The following is an 18,111-nucleotide window of genomic DNA, read 5'->3' as shown; positions in this document are numbered from 1 at the left end:
ACCGGAGAGTCACCGCACATGGCACGCAACCAGTCGATCGTACCGGGGGGCAAGGGAGGCGGTGGGAACGCCGGAATCGTCGGCAAGTTCAAAACGGGGCTCAAGCTGTCGCGCGACAGCCTCGGCGTCGTCAGGGATCACCCGAAACTGCTGGTTTTTCCGCTGTTGGGGGCGCTGTCTACGCTCGCGTTCTGGATCGCGTTTCTCCTTCCGCTGTGGATCGCAAACCTGTTCGGGTCCGGCGCGGAGATCGTGGTGCTGTTTCTTCTGTACTTCCTGACGACGTTCTTCGCGACGTTTTTTACGGCGTCGCTGGTGTTTGCCGTCAATCAGACGTTCCACGGGGAGGAGCCGCAGCTGGGCGAGAGCATGCGTGCAGCCTGGCGCCGGAAAGGGCCGATCCTGGTGTGGTCGGCGATCGCCGCGATAGTCAGCGTCATCCTCAAAAAGCTCGAGGAGTCGGACAGTGCACTCGCCCGCCTTCTCTCGTCGATCTTCGCGTTCGGATGGACGATCACGACATTCTTCATCGTCCCGGTGATCGTGTTCGAGGAAGTCACCGTGAAGTCAATGTTCACCCGGAGCGCGGAGACGTTCAGGGACACGTGGGGTGAAAGCATCGGCATCGGACTGGGTGTGACACTCATCCAGGTCGTGATCGGGATCGTCGGTCTCGTCGTCGCGATCCTGCTCGCGATCGGTCTCGGCGTGCTGTTCCCCGCCGCCGGGATACTGCTCGGGATCTTCCTGGTCGGGGGCGTGCTCGTCGGAACGTATCTGCTCGGCCAGACGATCTGGGCGATCACGAAAACCGCACTGTACGTCTACGCGGCCGAAGAGCGGGTCCCCGAGCAGTTCGCCGACTTCGACTTCGAGACGCTCGACGGCCGGTCCGAGCGTCGGGCCACTCCGGGTCGGGTCCGGGATCCGCCCACTCACCTCCACTCGTGACTCTCCGGACGGTCGGATGCCGGCGCGAACCGATCAGTTGAAGCCGGAGACTCCTGATCACCACTGTAGAGAATGTCCCCCGAAACTTCCGATCGCAAGGACGACCACATCGAGATCATTCTCGAAGAGGACGTCGAGACGGCCCGTAGCGGTTTCGATGACGTACAGCTGATTCACGAGGCGCTGCCGGAACTACACCGGGAGGGGATCGACACCTGCGTCGAGCTCTGCGGCAGGGAGCTCTCGAGTCCGATCGTGATCGAGAGCATGACCGGCGGCCACCCGAACACCACCGAGATCAACCGGTCGCTATCGGCGGCGGCCGAACGGACGGGGATCGCGATGGGTGTCGGCAGCCAACGCGCCGGTCTCGAATCCGACGACGAGGAACTCCTGGAGTCGTTTACCGTCGTCAGGGAAGCCGCCCCGGACGCGTTTATCTATGGAAACATCGGCGCGGCGCAGCTGTCCGAATACGGCGTCGAGGGGGTCGAACGCGCCGTCGAGATGATCGACGCCGACGCGATGGCGATCCATCTCAACTTCCTGCAGGAGGCCGCCCAGCCGGAGGGAGACGTCGACGCTCGGGGCTGTCTGTCGGCGATCGAGGCGGTAGCGGACGGATTGAGCGTCCCCGTGATCGTCAAGGAGACGGGAAGCGGGATTTCTCGCGGGACGGCCCGGAAACTCTCCGACGCGGGGGTCGACGCGATTGACGTGGCCGGGAAGGGCGGAACAACGTGGTCCGGCGTCGAGGCCTATCGTGCGGCAGCCGTCGGCGATCGCCGGCGGGCTCGCGTGGGTACCCGATTTCGGGAGTGGGGCATCCCGACCGCGGTATCCACGTTGGAGGTGGCTCGCGAACATTCGTGTGTCGTCGCCAGCGGCGGAGTCAGGTCGGGACTCGACATCGCCAAGGCGATCGCGCTGGGTGCCCGTGCCGGCGGGCTGGCGAAGCCGTTCCTGGGACCGGCCCGGGACGGGACCGACGCGGTCGTCGAACTGATCGAGGATCTCGAGGCGGAACTGCAGACGGCGATGTTTGCCACCGGATCGTCGTCGGTTGCGGATCTCCAGGAAGCGGAGTATGCCCTGCTCGGTCGAACGCGACAGTTTTTAAAGGGATAAGGCTCCGTACCTGTCGACAATCTCCCATCGGCATCGTTTCTGGGAGAGAGCGTCGCAGCGCCGACGAATCCGGTTGGGCTTCCAGCGCAGCGAAAATCCGTGTCACGATTTTTTGCGAACCCATCCCATGGGTCAGCCATGGAGCCGAAATCCCTTCCGCGTCGAGCAGTCGTCGGTGTGATCGGACTCGTCGGCGCGGTGGTGGTCGCCGATCTGGCACACAGTGGGTTCGGTGTGCTCCACAGGGACCAGACTGCTCCGACCGATACGGACGACGACCGATCCGACGATCCCGTCGGCGTTGCCGAACTCGCTCCCGGGGAGACGGTTTCGTTGCCCGGAACCGTGACCGACGGTGACGTCTCCGTCGAGCGGGCCCTGGAGAACCGAAGATCCCGTCGGGAGTTCGGCGACGAACCGCTCGAGACCGAACAACTGTCCCAGTTGCTCTGGGCGGCACAGGGGATCACCGACGCTAGAGGGTACCGAACAGCTCCCAGCGCAGGTGCACAGTACCCGCTGGAACTGTACGTGGTCATCGGACAGCCCGGCGTCGAGGGACTCGATCCAGGAGTGTACCGATATCTCCCGGATGAGCATCGGCTGGAGTTCCATAAACCTGGCAGTGTCCAGGCGGAGCTTCGGTCTGCTGCCGCAGATCAACGGCCCGTCGAAACGGCAGCGATCGACGTCGTCATCTGTGCGGTCGACGAGCGAACCACCGACCGGTACGGCCAACGAGGAAAGCAACGGTACGTACCAATGGAGGCCGGTCACGTCGGTCAGAACCTCTACCTCCAGACCGAGACGCTCGATCTGGCGACCGTCGCGATCGGCGCCTTCAGCGACGGCGCCGTCCGGGAGGTGATCGGTGCATCCGAGGACGAACGTCCCCTGTACGTGTTCCCGATCGGAATGCGTGTGTGAGGCGTTCACAGACAACATCCCGACCCGGAGGAGCTAGTTCAACGGAAACCGGGATTCAGTTCTCGACTAGTCAATATCCCGAATAGGAAGGGAAACTGCTGATTGTGTTACGGTACCATTATTCAGTGAGGTGTGCCATGACAGAACGACTTTCAGGACAAGCCACATTGATAACTGGAGCATCGTCCGGGAACGGCCGCGAGATCGCACTCACGTTCGCAAACGAGGGTGCAAGCGTCACGGTTGCAGACATCCGCGAAGAACCGCGGGAGGGTGGAACGCCCACACACGAACTCATCGAAGAACGCGGCGGTGAGGCACAGTTCGTCGAGACGGACGTGAGCAGCGTCGACGACCTGCAACGGGCGGTCGACGAGACCGTCGAGGCGTTCGGATCGCTCGACGTGATGGTGAACAACGCGGGTGTGTTCCCGGGAATGCAGTCGATCTCGGAGGTCGACGAGGAGGATTACGACTGGTTGATGGATATCAACCTCAAAGGCGTCATCTTCGGGAGCAAACTCGCCGCCGAAGTGATGCGCGAACAGGACGACGGCGGAGCGATCGTCAACCTGTCGTCGATCGCCGGACTCAACGGGTTCGACGATTCGTCGCTGTACTGCGCCTCGAAGGGGGGCGTCGCCAACGTGACACGGGAGCTCGCGATGGAACTGGGCCCCGACGGGATCAGAGTCAACGCGATCAACCCCGGCATTATCGAGACTGCGATGACCACCGAAGACGAGGAGGTCGCCGGAACGATGACGGAGACGATCCCGCTCCAACGGGACGGAACGCCGGAGGACGTCGCCGACGTCGCGCTGTTCCTGGCGAGCGACGAGGCCGCCTACGTCACGGGACACAACCTCGTCGTCGACGGCGGGCTCACTGCTGGAGCCTGACGCCGCCGGAGAGGATCTGAGCTACTCCGGCTCGGTTCTCTGGCCTCCTCCACATCGGTTTCGAGCTACTTTACCTCGGTTTCGATCCACTCGGCGAACGGCTCGAACACGTCCGTCTCGTCGAATCGCTCGATGCACGGTACCTCGTTCGGGTGTCGCTCCACGAGGCGCTCTTTCAGTTCCGGGTACCGTTCGGCAGTGGTTTTTACAAACAGGATCACCTCTTCGTCACCATCGTACAGATCGCCCTCCCACCTGTAGGTCGATCGACAGTCGACCACATTGACGCAGGCGGCCAGGCGTTCCTCCACCAGAAACGAAGCCAGTTCCTCGGCAGACTCCGGCGGGGCTGTGACGTACGCTGTCGGCATATGCGAGATCGGAACCGGCGTTTACTTAAAAGGTTTAGCTAAAAAAGATGCTCCATGACGATCCGTTCGACGAGTCCCCTGTGGCGCGCCTCGTCGGCCTGGACACCGATCGCGGAGCAGTCGACGGCTTCGATCAGTTGACTCTCGGGCTGTCCGAACAGTCGGGCAGCGCTCCCCGTCCGGCCGGCAGTGGTGACGAGCAGATCCGCGTCCCCGATGAACCGTGCGAGATCTCCGATCGTGTCGTCTGTCTCGAGAACTGTCGAGCGGCCCGGAACGGTACAGATCCGAAGCAGTTCACTGTGATACTGCTCGACGCGCTCTCGTCTCGATTCGGCCACGTCCGCTGGCAACGCCCGAAGGAGATCTATTTCGGCGCCGGTTTCCTCGGCGATCGCGTCGGCAATCAACAGCTTGAACGGGTCATACGTCCCCCGTGTCGTAACGACCGAGATCTCCTCGATACTGTCGAATCCCCTGTCCTCGACGACAGCCACGGCGGACGGTGTGTTCTTGAGAATCCACTCCGTCTCGCGATCGCCGAACAGCCACCGGAACCCCTCTTCGGCCCGCCGTTCGATGAACAGAAGATCAGTTCCAGTGAATTTGACGTAATCGACGATTGCTTCTTTGTGGTCTTCGGTGTCGACTTTCCGGTATTCGAGTCCGGTGTTCGTGGAACCGTTCAGGGCCCACTTTCGATCCGTTCCTCCCACGTCGTCGAGCCAGTCAGGCCGCTCTCCGCTCACCACGTCGGAGTGGTGGGTCGGAAAAACGTGGTGTGGTACGTCGACGAACTCCACGACTGAAACTGTCGTCGACCGTATCCGGCCGAGATCCGACGCGATCCCGACCATGTCACGCTTGGCTCGGTTCGAGGTCTGTTCGGTGATTCCAACGAGCACGTCGTACTGCTCGGTCGCCTCGAAAAGCTCCCGGGTCCGGGCGACGGCTCGCTCGCTTACACCTTCGCGCACGCCGGCCCGAGCGGCGCTTTCCCGGTCGAGCCCCCCACGATAATACCGCACGTAGCCCACGTACCAGAGACCGGAGAGTGCCGCGATCCCTACTGCACCGAGGATGGCCACGGGAGACATATACGAAAGCACCAGTACCCCGCCGAGTATTCCGAAGATCGGCATCCACGGATACATCGGCGTCTCGAACGCCGGATCGTACCCGGGACCGGCTGCGCCCTCCCTGAATCCGACCAGCGCGACGTTCAACAGCACGAACACGAGGATCTGGAAGGCGCTCCCGAACTCGGCGACCCGCTGGATCGGGAACACCGTCACCATCACGAGGAGCACTCCCCCAGTGAGCGCCACAGCGTTGATCGGGGTGGCGAACTGTTCGCTCACAGTCTCGAGCGACGGCGGCGCGATCCCGTCCCGAGCCATCGCCAGGGGGAACCGCGAGGCGGCGAGCAGGCCGGCGTTTGCCGTCGACGCGAGGGCCATGATCGCGGCGACGACGATCGCGAGTGCAGCGACGTCGCCGATCGCCGCCTCGGCGGCCAGCGCGATGATGGGTCCTTCTCCGTCGGCCGACAGCGACGCCGGCCCCTCCGCGGCGATCGCAGCCGACACGTCGAGCACCCCGATCGTCACGTACACAATAGTCGCGTAGGCGATCGTGACGAACACGAGCGCACCGACGATCGCGAGCGGCAAGTTCCGTCCCGGCTCCTTGACCTCCTCGGCGACCGCTCCGATCTTCGTCAGTCCGGCATACGAAATAAATACGATCGCGGTCGCCGGGAGGATTCCGGCGGTCGTCGGATCGAACGCCCCGACGGTTCGGCCGGGATCTATCTCCGGGAGGCTTCCGAAGATCAGCCAGCCGAGGATCGCAAGCAATACCACGACGATTACGAACTGCAATTTTCCGGATCCTTCTGCGCTCACCAGGTTGACGACGGTGAAGACGATCGCGAGACCGACCGCGAGATGGATCACGAACTCCCCGAGAGTCGGGGAGGCGTAGACGAGATACGGGACGCCACCGACGAGCGCGAGCGCACTCTTCAACGAGAGCATGAGCCAGGTTCCGGCGCCCGCGATCGTTCCCAGGAGCGGCCCCATGCTGCGCTCCACGTAGAGATACGGCCCCCCGTCTTCGGGGATCGCCGTCGACATCTCCGCGACAGCCAGCGCCGCAGGCATCACGAGCACCGCGGCGAGGACGAACGCGAGCACCGCCGCTGCGTCCGCGAACACCCACGCGATCCCGGGAAGGATGAAGATCCCGGAACCGATCATCGCACCCACCGCGATCGCAAACGTTTCTCCCAGTCCGAGATCCCGTTTCAGTCCAGTCGGCACCGCAGGTCCTCCGCTCGCGTGGCTCTGTTCGATGGTCCAGTTCGCCGCGTTCGAAACGCGTCGTGTATGCAGCCGAGGCCGAATCGAGTGTTCTCGCAGACAGTCATCCGTTCCGGAACGATCTACGAGGGATCCCGGAAAACTAGCTACTCCTAACTATGTCGGGTCGTGCGGGTCGTCGTTTCCGGGCCGGCCGAACGGATCTCAAGGCTTATACTGCGGTGGCGACACTTTCGCGTGTGACTATCGAAACTGGCGACTCGGTTACCATCGAGTACACCGGCCGTATGGACGACGGCTCCGTGTTCGACACGACCCACGAATCCGTCGCCGTCGACGCCGGACTCGACGAGGACGGATCCGACCGGGAGTACAGCCCACTCACCGTCGAAATCGGCGCTGGGGAGATCATCGAAGGCCTCGAGGAAGCGCTCATCGGCATGGACGAAGGCGAGACAGCAACCGTCGAGCTCCCACCGGAGAAGGCCTACCAGTGGAGCGAGGACAACATCCGAAGGTTCCCGAGGGCGCAGTTCGTCCAGACTATCGGGCAGGAGCCGGAAGAGGGTGCCTACATCCGGAGTAAAAACGGCGGAGTCGGCGAGATAACAAGCGTCGACGAGGAACGCGTCGAAATCGACTTCAACCACGAGCTTGCGGGCGAGACTATCGAGTTCGAGTTCGAAGTCGTCGACGTCAGTTAAGATTCTCATCCCGCTCGATTTCTCCAGAATGTCGGCAGCTACGCGTCAGCCGGGGCAGCACGGCGGTTTGGCGTTCGAACCTCCTCGACCTGGGAGTAGACGAGCACCATCCCGATTCCGGCCAGAAGCGCCGCCAGCGTAAACGGAACGTGGAACCCGAATTCCACGAGGAACCCGGAAAGGAGCGGTCCCGCGGCGACGCCGAACCCGAACGCCATCGTCAGCGCCGACAGCGTGGTTCCCGATGTGGTCTCGCTCGCCAGATCGCCGGCCAGCGCCAGCGCAGGCGCGAACACCATCGCCCCGGCGACCCCCTGGGCGAACCGCGCCCCGAACATGATCCATGAGTCGAGGACGAACCCCTGGGCGGCCGTCGTCGGGACCAAAAGTGCCATCCCGAGGACGATGAACCGCTTGCGGCCGTAGAAGTCCGTGGCGCGACCGATGGGCATCTGCAGGAAGATCTGGGCCAGCACGAACGCCGCGAACTGGAGCCCGAACATCGTCGGCCCCTGGTCGAGCCTGGTGTTGATGAGGTCCCCCAGAGTCGCGAAGACGGCGATGCCGATGGCCATGAAAAAGGAGATCACGCTCAGCGTGAACACCGGATCGAGCGTGTGTTTCCCCGCTGGATCGAATATCGCCAGACTCGCGTCGTCGTCGTCCGGATCGGCCGGTTCGATGTCGGGGTCGTCGATGAGAACGAGCACGAGAAACAGCGCCAGGATCGCGGTGAAGGCGGCGAAGTAGAACGTGGCGTCGAACCCGGAGATCTGTGCGTTCACCGAACCGAACTGGAGGGTGTACGGTCCGGCGGCGACGACAGCTCCGGCCGCTACCGGCCCGACTCCGAACCCCACCAGCCGGAACGTGTTGTACGTACCCATGTTCCCGCCGCGGTTCGTCTCGGCTGCGAGGTCGTTGACGAGTGCGACCGTCGTCGGAATGATGAACGCGCCGGCGACACCCTGGAGAACCCGAAGGCCGAGCAGGTGCCAGTACTCGGATACGAACGAGTACGAGAAGCTCGCGGCGGCGAGGACGGCCAGACCGAACAGCACGTAGATTTTCCGTCGGCCGGTGCGGTCGGAGAGTCTGCCGGTGAACGGCTGCAACGGGCTGTTGACGAAGCCGAAAAGCGAGAGGACGATCCCCGTGATCGCCACTTCGGTCAGCCCGAACGTGCCCCCAGTGACGAAATCGCTCGCGATGAAAAGCGGCAATACGACGATCAGAAACGAGTTGCCGACGGATTCGGACATCCGGGCGAGCGCGAGCGCCAGCACCTGTGGGTTCACGCCGAAGAGATTCCCCATTAGTAGCTGCTCACCTTTCGATCCTCATGAGTCTCCCGTTCGCAATCGTTCCACTTCAGTACACGAGTTCCGTTCGTCCCTTGCTGCAAGCAACGCTCCCCAAAGATGCTCGGGAGTTCCAGGGAATCCGCGATACCGCTGCATGCAGTCCTTCATAACGCTGCATGCAGTCATTCATAAATAGATACAAAATATAGCGACATACCGAAGTTCGGTTGCAGCGCAGCAACACGTGGGGGAACCCTCCGTGGCGAAAAGCGGGGTGAATATGGGCAACCCCAGTCGACCATCGACGAATTCGGATCGGCCCCGGACCTGAAACACGCCAGATGATAGATCCACTCGTTCAGCGTTGTCGGGGGGTATTGTGCGTCGAAGTGGTCGGCGCAGTTCTCGGTCCGCTTTTGTTCATACTCGTCTACCTGGGGAACCCGTTCGGAATTCCGCCGGCTGCCAACGCGGTTCTTGCCGGCACACTCTGGGTCGTGATCTGGTGGGTCACCGAACCGGTACATCTCGCGGTGACGAGTCTCGTTCCGATCCCGGTGTTCTCACAGACTGGCGTCGTCGAGGTCGACGCGGTCACGGCCCAGTACGCCCATCCGATCGTGTTTCTCCTTCTCGGCGGGTTCATGCTTGCCCTCGCTGTCGAGCGGTCTCACCTCCACCGACGGCTGGCCATCGTCTTCATGGCCAACATCGGTGGCGCGCCGGCGCGTCTTCTCCTCGGGATAATGGCGGTCACGGCGTTCCTGTCGATGTGGATCTCCAACACCGCCACGGCGATGTTGATGCTCCCGATCGCAGTCGCAATCGCGCTAGCGGGGGCCGACGACATCGACGACGCGCCGTCGATTTCCCCCGGGGAATCGGCCGAAGACATCGACGCCCCCGACGAGACATTGTCGAAGGGGTTCGGTCTCGCACTCCTTCTGGGAGTCGCATTCGGCGCCAACATCGGCGGGGCCGCCACACTCATCGGCAGCCCGCCGAGTGCGATCTTCGCCGGGATTGCCGGATCACAGCTCGGGGTGGACGTCGGATTCGTCGACTGGATGATCTACGCCGTCCCGCTGGTGGTCGTGACGCTGCTGGTCGCCTGGGGGTGTATCATCTGGTTGACCGACCCGTCGTCGGCTATCGACGAGGAGTTCGCCAGAAAGTACTACGCGGGGATGTCCGCCATGGAGAGCGACGAACGGAGAGTAACCCTCGTCTTCGGGCTCGTTATCCTCGCCTGGCTCCTCCGTCCTGCGGTGATCGAACCGATCCTTCCCGCGCTCACCGACCCCGTTATCGCGGTGATCGGCGGGATCGGGCTGTTCCTCGTCCCGGGCGGTCCGGACGGTGACGATCGCCTCCTGTCGTGGGAGGACGCCGCAGAGCTTCCCTGGGACGTGCTCCTTTTGATCGGCGGGAGTTTTGCAGTCGCCCACGCGTTCCAGGCCGGCGGACTGGACGAGGTGGTTGCCCAGTCGCTTTCCGGTCTGGAGTGGATGTCAATTCTGCTTTTGATCGCAGTGGTCGTGACTGCCGTCATGGCCCTCTCGAATCTCATGTCGAACACCGCGACTGCGACGGTGTTTCTGCCGATCCTCGTCGCGTTCGCGCCGCTGGCGTCCTCGCCGCCGCTGTACCTGATGGCGCCCGCAGCCCTGGCGGCGTCGTTCGTGTTCGTGTTGCCCGTCGGGACGCCCCCGAACGCGATCGCCTACGGAAGCGGTCAACTCGACATGCGACAGATGGTGCGCGTCGGGATCGTGATCAACCTGATCTGTATTCCCCTGGTCGCGTTCCTCTCGTATCTCTGGTTGCCCGTGACGCCGTTCGGGTGAGTCGAAGTGTATGGCGTGAGGGGAGGGGATAGTCATTCGACCGTTTCGAGCACACGCTCGAAATACTCTCCTCTGGAGATTTCGCCGGTCACATACGAACGCGCCCACTCGACAGCTATCTCGAATCGGCCAACTTCGTCTCCGTCCGGATCGACGATTACCTCGCGCTCTTTTTTTGGTGGGTCTTTTCGGTCCGATCGTCTGCCGGGATCCGGGATTACAACTGGGATGCAAATCTCCCTCGAAGGGCCGCAAATAAACTGTTGTGAGCAAGCGACGTCTTCGTCATCCACTTCACCGAACAACACCGCTGAATAGCCGCCGGATAATGAATCGGCAGCACCGAAAACTCATTATCTGGCTCTCCCAAAACTGCGTACATGCCCTCCAGGCGACAGGTGCTCGGTCTCGTAGCGACGGGATCCCTCGGAGCGCTTGCCGGGTGTGTCTCGCCCGGTGGCGCACTCCAAATGACGGCGGTCGAATCAGACGCCGAAATCGGCAAACTGGCCACGGAATCGGTCGATCCCGACTGTGATCCGGAGACCGCTGCACTGCTCGATGAGACGCTGGAAGACGGTCAGGTCGAGGTCGAAAGGGAACGCCCTCCATTTGACCCGGATCGGCCAATTCGCTTGCGGAATACCGTCTACGAGGTGGACTGGGAGAAGAGGGACGAGCGAACGCGGACCGACTACATTGTCACGGCAGAACAGACCGACGAAGACCCAACTGGATCACAGATCGACTATGACGACCTCCCCGATGTCGATCGAGCGCAACTCACCGATGTCCGGAAGAATCTCGCGCAGAATGATGACGAGCAGCGTATCGGAACCCGGCTCGAGTACACGGACGACAGCGAAATCGAGGCATCCGTTCTGGTCCCAGACACGGAGTACGAGTTCGTGAGTATCGACGATCACGTACTCGCAATCGAGAGTGACAAATCCGAAACAACCGTCTACACTTTTCAGTACGACCTTTTTGAGCGCGCTCCGACGCCAGCGGCGTACGGAGCTGAACTGCGGGTACAGCACCGGATCGTCCTGGAGTCGCTGAGCGATGGGGAACGCGACCTCGTCGAGGAAGCGATTTCGGACGGTCGCACAGTCGTCGGAACTGGCGACGATGCGTTTATCGCCGTCGGAGAGCGGTTGCTCGAACACGAGCCGATATACGTTTCCGATCGAGTTGGCGAATGGCTCGTCGAGTACGAAAGCGAGTTGTACTGGACCGAACTCGATACGCTCCGAACAACCGAACTCGTCGAAGCGCTCGAAACCTACGACGAAGGGACGGAGACGCCGACTGGAACGCCCCCTGAAGAAACGCCCAGCAGTGTGATGCCGGAGGGATCGCTGCTCGTCGAAGTGTATTTGAGTTCCAGATTCGACGGGGAGGTCGGATTCACTGCGGATTGCCGTGACATCGATACCAGCCTCGAACCGGGAGAAACGCGCATCATCGAACGAGAGACTGATGGTGAGAAATGCCACCTCCGATTTGTCTTTCCCGACGGACGGACACACGAGATAGACGTCTACGACTACTTGAGTTTGGAAGTCATAATTCGGGCCGATGGCACAATCGACCGGGAGGGCGTCGCAGTATAAGGGTTCCCACCCATCAAATCCGGCACTCTCGATTATCGCTTCTTTCGTCAATACCTCTTCTGTCCCACCCGCTAACCCGGTCTTCTCGGCTTTCTCCTGGGCACGTTTTGCTCGTGAGTCCGCTTCTTCAACAACTTGCTTACTGGGTTCTCTGTCGTGGGTTTCTCGCTCGGGAACTGGCAATTGAGCCGGATCTCGAACGCCGATTCCGTTCCGTTCTGAAAATGTTCAATCTCGATATCTACGAACTACGAGCTGAATTCGAGTCCAAGTACGGGTATCTGACGGCTCGAACTTTACCACTTCTATTTAAACACCGCCGCCGACAGAGACCGCCGGCGGAGAATGCCGTGCTGCCAACGGCGGTCATTCGATCGCATCGGAGACGGGCGGGGCGGTTCGGGCGGACACGACGCTCGCGACGCCGATCGCGCCCGCCAGAACGCCAGCCCCGACGACCGTCCACTGGAGCGCTGCTGCCGCGCCGAGCATGGGGTCGCCGAGCGCGATCGCACCCCCCATCCCGATTGGTGTGAGCGTAGAAACGAGACGCCCGCCGGACTCGCCGAGGCTTACCAACCCGCCGCGAAACGCGTCCGGGGCGAGCCCCGTGATGATGCTTCTGTACAGTGAGAAGGTGATCCCGACGCCCACGCCAAGGACACAGGCGGCCAGGATCGCGACCGACATCGACGGCGCGATCCCGAATCCGACGAGTCCACCGCCGAGCAGGACGTTCGCCGCGAGTAGAGGTATGGTCCGACGCTCGAATAACGCTGTGATCCGTCCCGCCTGCGTCGCAGTCGCGGCGTACACGAGGCTGAAGAGCGCCACGATGATCCCGGCCTCCCGAGGCGAACCGTCGAGAAGTTGGACCACGACCAGGGAGTTGTAGGTGAGAAAGCCTATGAACGGGACCATGATGATCGCCCTAGCGAGCAGGTACGAGTAGACCCGCCTTCGGGATGCGAGGTGGAGAAGCCGACGGACGTACCCGGTCGGACGATCCGGCGGCGAATCTGGAGTGACATCCCGTTTCTCTCCGCTGTTCTTGGCTCTGGTCCCCGACTCACGAACCACGTCCGTCGGCTCCTCGAATCTAAGCCAGATTGCGGCCGCGACGGGAATCCCGAGCCCGTAGATGAAGAACGGGTATTGCCAGGCGAGGACGACGAGTACACCGGCGGTTGCGGGAAAGACCGCCTGCGAGAGCCCGGACACACCGAATCGGAGTCCCTGGGCGGTCGCCTCGGCGTCATCCTCGTAGAGGTCACCGAGGCAAGTGATGATGACCGGGATAACACCTGCAAACCCGATCCCCTGCAGAACGCGCAGCGTCAAGACGATCCGGAAGTCCGTGGTGAAGGCGATTGCGGTCCCACCAACGGCGAAACAGAGAAGCCCGGTGACGAGTATCGGCTTCCGGCCAACGCGATCGACGAGGACGCCGCCAAGCGGAACCATCACGACCGCCGGGGCCGCGAACGCCGTCACTATGAGCCCGATCCGGGCCGCCGAGACACCGAAGGGACCGGTCAGCGTGTCGAGCAGGGGGGAGACGAGTGCAGTTCCGAGCGCGCCGATGGCGTTGGCCGCAAGGAGCAACCGGAAGTCAGTTTCGCGGATCATCCCCGCGTTCCGGCCGAACAGGCGCTCGATTCCGATTCCGGTCACTGCTTCCCCGGTACAGGGGGCGAGACAAAAGAGGCATCGAAGACTGCAATCCGGTGCGGGTTGTGCGTCTACAGCCCCAAAGTCAGACCACAAGCTGTAATCGCTTCCACCCCGTGTTGACACTACACGAACATGTCGCGGCACGCCTCGACGAGCGTCGGTTCGTTTCCCTCATGTCCAGTCCAGCGTGTGCATCCGTTCTCCAGCGAGCTACCGCGGTCGAACCCTTTCCTCAGTGGTTCTTGGCCTTTGAATCCCGAAGGCACCTGCTGGTATTATCGATTTGTGCTGGGCCGCCGACTGTCTGGGAGCTGCGGTCACAGATAGTCGGAAATCTCGACCAAAGGCTGTTTCGAACGCTCTGCAACCGGTGTGTTTCTCGAGGCTATTCCCATAGCGTGAGAATTAGTGACACTACTATTCTGCTTTTACCGCTCTGCGTTTCGTATGGGAGAGACGATTACAGCGACAGGAGAGTCCGTTTCCATCTCCCTCGATACACGCCAGTGTAAAGCCTGCGGCATCTGTGTCGCCCGGTGTCCGACTGACGTCTTCGAGGCGGCGTCTCTCGAGGACGTTCCGACACTGGCCAACGTCGAGGACTGTGTTCACTGCGAGATCTGTGAGCTACTCTGCCCGGATTTCGCACTGGAGGTGTCGGCCAATGCCGCCTGAGACACTTACCCCACAGCAGGTAGTAGAACCGGGGAACCACTTCGTGACGGGCGATGAAGCTATTGCCTACGGTGCGCTGTATGCCGGCTGTCGGTTCTTCGCGGGGTATCCGATCACACCAGCGAGTGAAATCGCCGAGACGCTTTCCGAGGAACTCCCCAAACTCGGCGGACGGTACGTCCAGATGGAGGACGAACTCGGCTCGATCGCCGCAGCGATCGGTTCGTCCTGGCAGGGATCGAAGGCGATGACGTCGACGTCCGGGCCCGGGTTCTCGCTCATGCAGGAGAACCTCGGATACGCAGTGATGACCGAGACACCACTCGTCGTCGTCGACATCCAGCGCAGCGGCCCCTCGACCGGACAGGCCACGTTGCCAGCACAGGGTGACCTCCAGCAGGCCCGGTGGGGAACCCATGGCGATCACCCGATAATCGCACTGACGCCTGCATCAGTGCAGGAAGCCTTCGAGTTGACCGTCCGTGCGTTCAACCTGGCCGATCGATATCGAACCCCCGTACTCGTGCTCGCGGACGGGATCATCGGTCACGCGAGCGAACGACTGCAGGTCCCCCAACAGGTCGAGACAGTCGACCGAACGGTGGCGACGGAAGGAGATGACACCTACTTTGGCGACCCGGATGTCGCACCGATGCCACTGTTTGGAAACGACCTCTCCGCACACGTGACTGGATCGACCCACGAGCCCGACGGGATGCGGGACGTGAAGACCCAGTCCGTCCACGACTCGCTCGTGCGCGGTATCCACCGAAAGATCGAGTCGAATCGGGATCGGATTATCGAATACGAAACGGCTCATACAGACGAGATGGACGCTTTGGTCGTCTCCTACGGAATCACCGGCCGGACCGCGGAGGGCGCCGTCGACCGGATGCGTGAGGAAGGACACCGGGTGGGGTCGCTCAGACTCAAGACCGTGTGGCCGTTCCCCGAAGAGACGATTGGTGACCTGACCAGCGATGTCGACCGTGTGTTTGTGCCGGAGTTGAGCCTCGGTCAACTTGCCAGAGAGGTCGAATGGGTCTCAAACGCTCCCGTCGAAACGCTCGACCGGATCGGCGGGGAGCCCTACAGCGTGGATGCCCTCGTCCAGGAGATCGGAGGTGTTGCGACGTGAACTCGACTTACGAGCTCCGGTCGTATCTCCGAGAGGAGCAACTCCCTCACACGATGTGTCCCGGTTGTGGGGGTGGGACAGTACTCAACACCTTCGCCGCAGCAGTCGATAACCTGCCGTTGAACCGCGAAGATCTCCTCCTAGTTTCGGGTATCGGTTGTTCGGCGTGGATTCCCAGTCCCAATTTCGACGCTGACACGCTCCATACCACTCACGGCCGGGCCATCGCCTTCGCGACGGGGGCCAAAGCAACGAACCCAGATCAGGAGACGGTCGTGATATCTGGAGACGGCGACCTCGCAGGGATCGGCGGGAACCACCTATTGCACGCTGCACGCCGAAATGTCGACATTACGGTCGTGCTCGTCAACAACTTCACGTACGGGATGACCGGCGGTCAAGTTGCGCCGACGACACAACGCGGTGCGAAAACGACGACATCACCCTACGGCAATCCTGAAGATGCGATCGACATCTCTGCGATCGCTGCCGAGGCTGGCGCAGTCTACGTCGGCCGTCAGCCGACTTCGAGACCGCACCAACTCGTCTCGGAACTACAGACAGCGATCGAAACTGACGGGTTCTCACTCGTCGAGGTGATCTCCCAGTGTCCGACCGTCTACGGACGTCGAAACGAGATGGCCAGCGCCCCCGAGATGCTCGAGTGGATGGACGAACAGATCGAAAACGGCGAACTCGAGGTCGGAACGGTCGTGGATCGACGTGGGGAGCGGTCCGAGTTCGTCGCCTCGTTCGACGACATCTCCGAGACTGCAGTCCAAAGCCACCGATCGCGGAACGTTCCCGAGGGCGCATCAGAAATCACGGAGGGAAAGTCAAAGGGACAGTCCCAGTCACTCCGGCTCCGCATTGCCGGCGTGGGTGGACAGGGGGTCGTCGTTGCCGGGACGATTCTCGGGGAGGCGACGGCGTGGGCCGGCCGAAACGTATTCAAAACGGACGAGTACTCCTCCCGGGCCCGCGGCGGGCCGGCGAGTGCAGACCTGATTATTCAGGACGACGGTATCTCCGAAGCGAAAATTCCGGATGGTGCCGGGGACATTCTCGTCGCCCTCTCTGAGGATGCCGTTGCTGGCCACCGGAACGTCCTCTCCGCCGATGGCACGCTGTATGTCGATAGTGCCGTCTCGGATATTCCCGACGACGTGACTCCCGTCCCCTTTAGCGAATTTGCTCGAGAGGCAGGCAACGAGCAGGCAACGAACATGGCTCTCCTCGGATATCTCAACGAGCGACACGAGATCGTCTCCCACGACTATCTCGAAAACGCCATTCGACGTAACGTCGACCGACTCCTCGATATCAACATCGCGGCCTACAAACGAGGCGTTGACGCAGCTGTGACTTCCTGATCAGAGGAGTGTCTATTGGCTCCCAGGGTAACCCATGGCAACGCACAGAACGCGAATCGGATCGCTGTCGACAAATTTTCGAGTTGCTGAATCGACGAAGCAACGCTCCCTAAAAAGAGGAATCTGCCTGCTGTGGCAATAACATCGCGTAGATCGCCCGATTCGCCGGCACGGGGACGTTCACTTCCCGAGCCCGTCGAACCACGCTGCCGTGTAGCGCCTCGAGTTCCATACGCTTGCCGTGCGTGAGATCGTAGTGGAGACTGGAGTACTGACCACCACTTCCCTCACCCATTGCGTCCATCCACTTCCCGACTGGATCCCAGTCGAAGCGAACACCCTCGGCGTGGGCGACAGCGACGACCTCTTCCATCACCTGTCGGTACAACCCCCACGACTCGTCGGTTTCCCGCACACGGCCGAGCGGTTGACGCGTGCTCGCTGTCAGCCCGGCTTGAGCACAGATGAGGGCGAATTTGTCCCACAGGGTCGCGTGAACGGCGGGTGTATAGTCGGCGGTCATTCCATCGGCAGCCTCACACGCTTCGAGGAACGTCTCAGCCAATGTCGACCGCTCGGGGGGTTCATCCCCGAGATCGTGATAGTGGCCAAAGAGAATTTTCGCCGGTCCACCGGTGTGTTCGATAACCCCGGATTCCTTGATCGTCGAAAAGATGTAGGTGACGCCACCCCAGACCCGATCCGTTCCGACGATATCAGCGAGCATCTCCTCGTTGTCCACCCCGTTCTGGAGGCTCAACACAGCACCTCCATCGTCGAGGAGTTCATCGAGTCCCACGGCGGCTGACTCGGTGTCGAACGACTTCACACAAAAGAGGACGACGTCGACGGGATCGATCTCGGAGGGATCGTCGGTAGCAAACGGATGGACGTAAAAATCCCCGTGCACGGATTCGACAGTGAGGCCATCCTCTGTGAGAGCCTGGAGATGTTCTCCCCGGGCGATGAGTGAAACTTCGTGCCCTTGCTGGGCGAGACGGCCTCCGTAATAACCACCCACGCCTCCCGCTCCGTAAACTGCAATGCGCATGGGTTACAACTCAAGCGCCAGTACGAAAACCATTCGCCCCGGCGAAAGAGCTGTTTTCAAATGGTCGTACGTAATCGGTCTATTCGGTCTCTAGTGGGAAGCCTTCCAACCGATAGCAAGGACAGT

The 18,111-nt window shown here is 61.7% G+C and carries 16 protein-coding genes and 1 pseudogene; 10 read left to right on the top strand and 7 right to left on the bottom strand.

What is annotated here, in order from left to right; genetic code table 11:
* The first annotated feature begins 18 nt into the window (after positions 1–18).
* The 4 genes from AArcSl_RS12300 to AArcSl_RS12285 all read left to right on the top strand — a co-directional run bounded on the left by AArcSl_RS12300 (position 19) and on the right by AArcSl_RS12285 (position 3,908).
* Positions 19–951 (top strand): DUF6159 family protein, encoded by a 933-nt coding sequence (locus tag AArcSl_RS12300; RefSeq protein WP_245883238.1) that lies wholly within the window; start codon positions 19–21, stop codon positions 949–951.
* A 72-nt stretch (positions 952–1,023) separates the two neighbouring features.
* Positions 1,024–2,079, top strand: a complete 1,056-nt coding sequence (gene fni, locus AArcSl_RS12295; RefSeq protein WP_119819678.1) for a type 2 isopentenyl-diphosphate Delta-isomerase — start codon at positions 1,024–1,026, stop codon at positions 2,077–2,079.
* Positions 2,080–2,217: 138 nt separating this feature from the next.
* On the top strand, positions 2,218–3,006 hold the full coding sequence (locus AArcSl_RS12290; RefSeq protein WP_119819675.1) for a SagB/ThcOx family dehydrogenase: 789 nt from the start codon (positions 2,218–2,220) through the stop codon (positions 3,004–3,006).
* Positions 3,007–3,143: 137 nt separating this feature from the next.
* A complete protein-coding gene (locus tag AArcSl_RS12285; RefSeq protein WP_119819672.1) occupies positions 3,144–3,908 on the top strand; it encodes an SDR family oxidoreductase in 765 nt (254 codons plus the stop codon).
* Positions 3,909–3,973: 65 nt separating this feature from the next.
* Here the strand turns inward: AArcSl_RS12285 and cutA are convergent, their stop codons facing one another.
* On the bottom strand, positions 3,974–4,279 hold the full coding sequence (cutA, locus tag AArcSl_RS12280; protein WP_119819669.1) for a divalent-cation tolerance protein CutA: 306 nt from the start codon (positions 4,277–4,279) through the stop codon (positions 3,974–3,976).
* A gap of 38 nt (positions 4,280–4,317) precedes the next feature.
* On the bottom strand, positions 4,318–6,603 hold the full coding sequence (locus AArcSl_RS12275) for an APC family permease (RefSeq protein WP_119819666.1): 2,286 nt from the start codon (positions 6,601–6,603) through the stop codon (positions 4,318–4,320).
* A 239-nt stretch (positions 6,604–6,842) separates the two neighbouring features.
* Here AArcSl_RS12275 and AArcSl_RS12270 point away from each other — a divergent pair, with 239 nt between their 5' ends.
* Entirely contained in the window at positions 6,843–7,307 is a 465-nt protein-coding gene (locus AArcSl_RS12270; protein ID WP_119819664.1) for an FKBP-type peptidyl-prolyl cis-trans isomerase, read from the top strand.
* Between the two features lie 38 nt (positions 7,308–7,345).
* Here AArcSl_RS12270 and AArcSl_RS12265 read toward each other — a convergent pair whose 3' ends face one another.
* Complete coding sequence (locus AArcSl_RS12265; RefSeq protein ID WP_119819661.1) at positions 7,346–8,623, bottom strand: MFS transporter; 1,278 nt, start codon at positions 8,621–8,623, stop codon at positions 7,346–7,348.
* Between the two features lie 377 nt (positions 8,624–9,000).
* Here AArcSl_RS12265 and AArcSl_RS12260 point away from each other — a divergent pair, with 377 nt between their 5' ends.
* A complete protein-coding gene (locus AArcSl_RS12260; RefSeq protein ID WP_245883236.1) occupies positions 9,001–10,458 on the top strand; it encodes an SLC13 family permease in 1,458 nt (485 codons plus the stop codon).
* A 32-nt stretch (positions 10,459–10,490) separates the two neighbouring features.
* Here AArcSl_RS12260 and AArcSl_RS16925 read toward each other — a convergent pair whose 3' ends face one another.
* Positions 10,491–10,751, bottom strand: a complete 261-nt coding sequence (locus tag AArcSl_RS16925) for a hypothetical protein (protein WP_133412165.1) — start codon at positions 10,749–10,751, stop codon at positions 10,491–10,493.
* Between the two features lie 87 nt (positions 10,752–10,838).
* Between AArcSl_RS16925 and AArcSl_RS12255 the strand changes: the two genes are divergently transcribed.
* Positions 10,839–12,074, top strand: a complete 1,236-nt coding sequence (locus tag AArcSl_RS12255; RefSeq protein WP_119819654.1) for a hypothetical protein — start codon at positions 10,839–10,841, stop codon at positions 12,072–12,074.
* Positions 12,075–12,440: 366 nt separating this feature from the next.
* Here the strand turns inward: AArcSl_RS12255 and AArcSl_RS12250 are convergent, their stop codons facing one another.
* Together AArcSl_RS12250 and AArcSl_RS17430 are read right to left on the bottom strand one after the other, a co-directional pair.
* Complete coding sequence (locus tag AArcSl_RS12250) at positions 12,441–13,748, bottom strand: MFS transporter (RefSeq protein ID WP_119819651.1); 1,308 nt, start codon at positions 13,746–13,748, stop codon at positions 12,441–12,443.
* 134 nt (positions 13,749–13,882) lie between these two features.
* Positions 13,883–14,082: pseudogene (locus tag AArcSl_RS17430) on the bottom strand (IS1595 family transposase); the annotation flags it as partial.
* Positions 14,083–14,195: 113 nt separating this feature from the next.
* Here AArcSl_RS17430 and AArcSl_RS12245 point away from each other — a divergent pair.
* The 3 genes from AArcSl_RS12245 to AArcSl_RS12235 are packed head-to-tail and all read left to right on the top strand — an operon-like array spanning position 14,196 to position 16,934.
* On the top strand, positions 14,196–14,423 hold the full coding sequence (locus tag AArcSl_RS12245) for a 4Fe-4S dicluster domain-containing protein (protein WP_119819648.1): 228 nt from the start codon (positions 14,196–14,198) through the stop codon (positions 14,421–14,423).
* On the top strand, positions 14,413–15,561 hold the full coding sequence (locus AArcSl_RS12240) for a 2-oxoacid:acceptor oxidoreductase subunit alpha (RefSeq protein WP_119819645.1): 1,149 nt from the start codon (positions 14,413–14,415) through the stop codon (positions 15,559–15,561). The genes AArcSl_RS12245 and AArcSl_RS12240 overlap by 11 nt, the downstream gene beginning before the upstream one ends.
* Positions 15,558–16,934: a thiamine pyrophosphate-dependent enzyme gene (locus AArcSl_RS12235; RefSeq protein ID WP_217563449.1), complete on the top strand. Its 1,377-nt coding sequence runs from the start codon at positions 15,558–15,560 to the stop codon at positions 16,932–16,934. The genes AArcSl_RS12240 and AArcSl_RS12235 overlap by 4 nt, the downstream gene beginning before the upstream one ends.
* Before the next feature lie 109 nt (positions 16,935–17,043).
* Here the strand turns inward: AArcSl_RS12235 and AArcSl_RS12230 are convergent, their stop codons facing one another.
* A complete protein-coding gene (locus AArcSl_RS12230; protein ID WP_119819639.1) occupies positions 17,044–17,985 on the bottom strand; it encodes a ketopantoate reductase family protein in 942 nt (313 codons plus the stop codon).
* Positions 17,986–18,111 lie beyond the last annotated feature (126 nt).

Source organism: Halalkaliarchaeum desulfuricum (assembly GCF_002952775.1).
In the GTDB taxonomy this organism is placed as follows: Archaea; Halobacteriota; Halobacteria; order Halobacteriales; family Haloferacaceae; genus Halalkaliarchaeum; species Halalkaliarchaeum desulfuricum.
The sequence above is the reverse complement of the archived record's forward strand: the minus strand, read 5'-3'. Positions and strand labels throughout refer to the sequence as shown.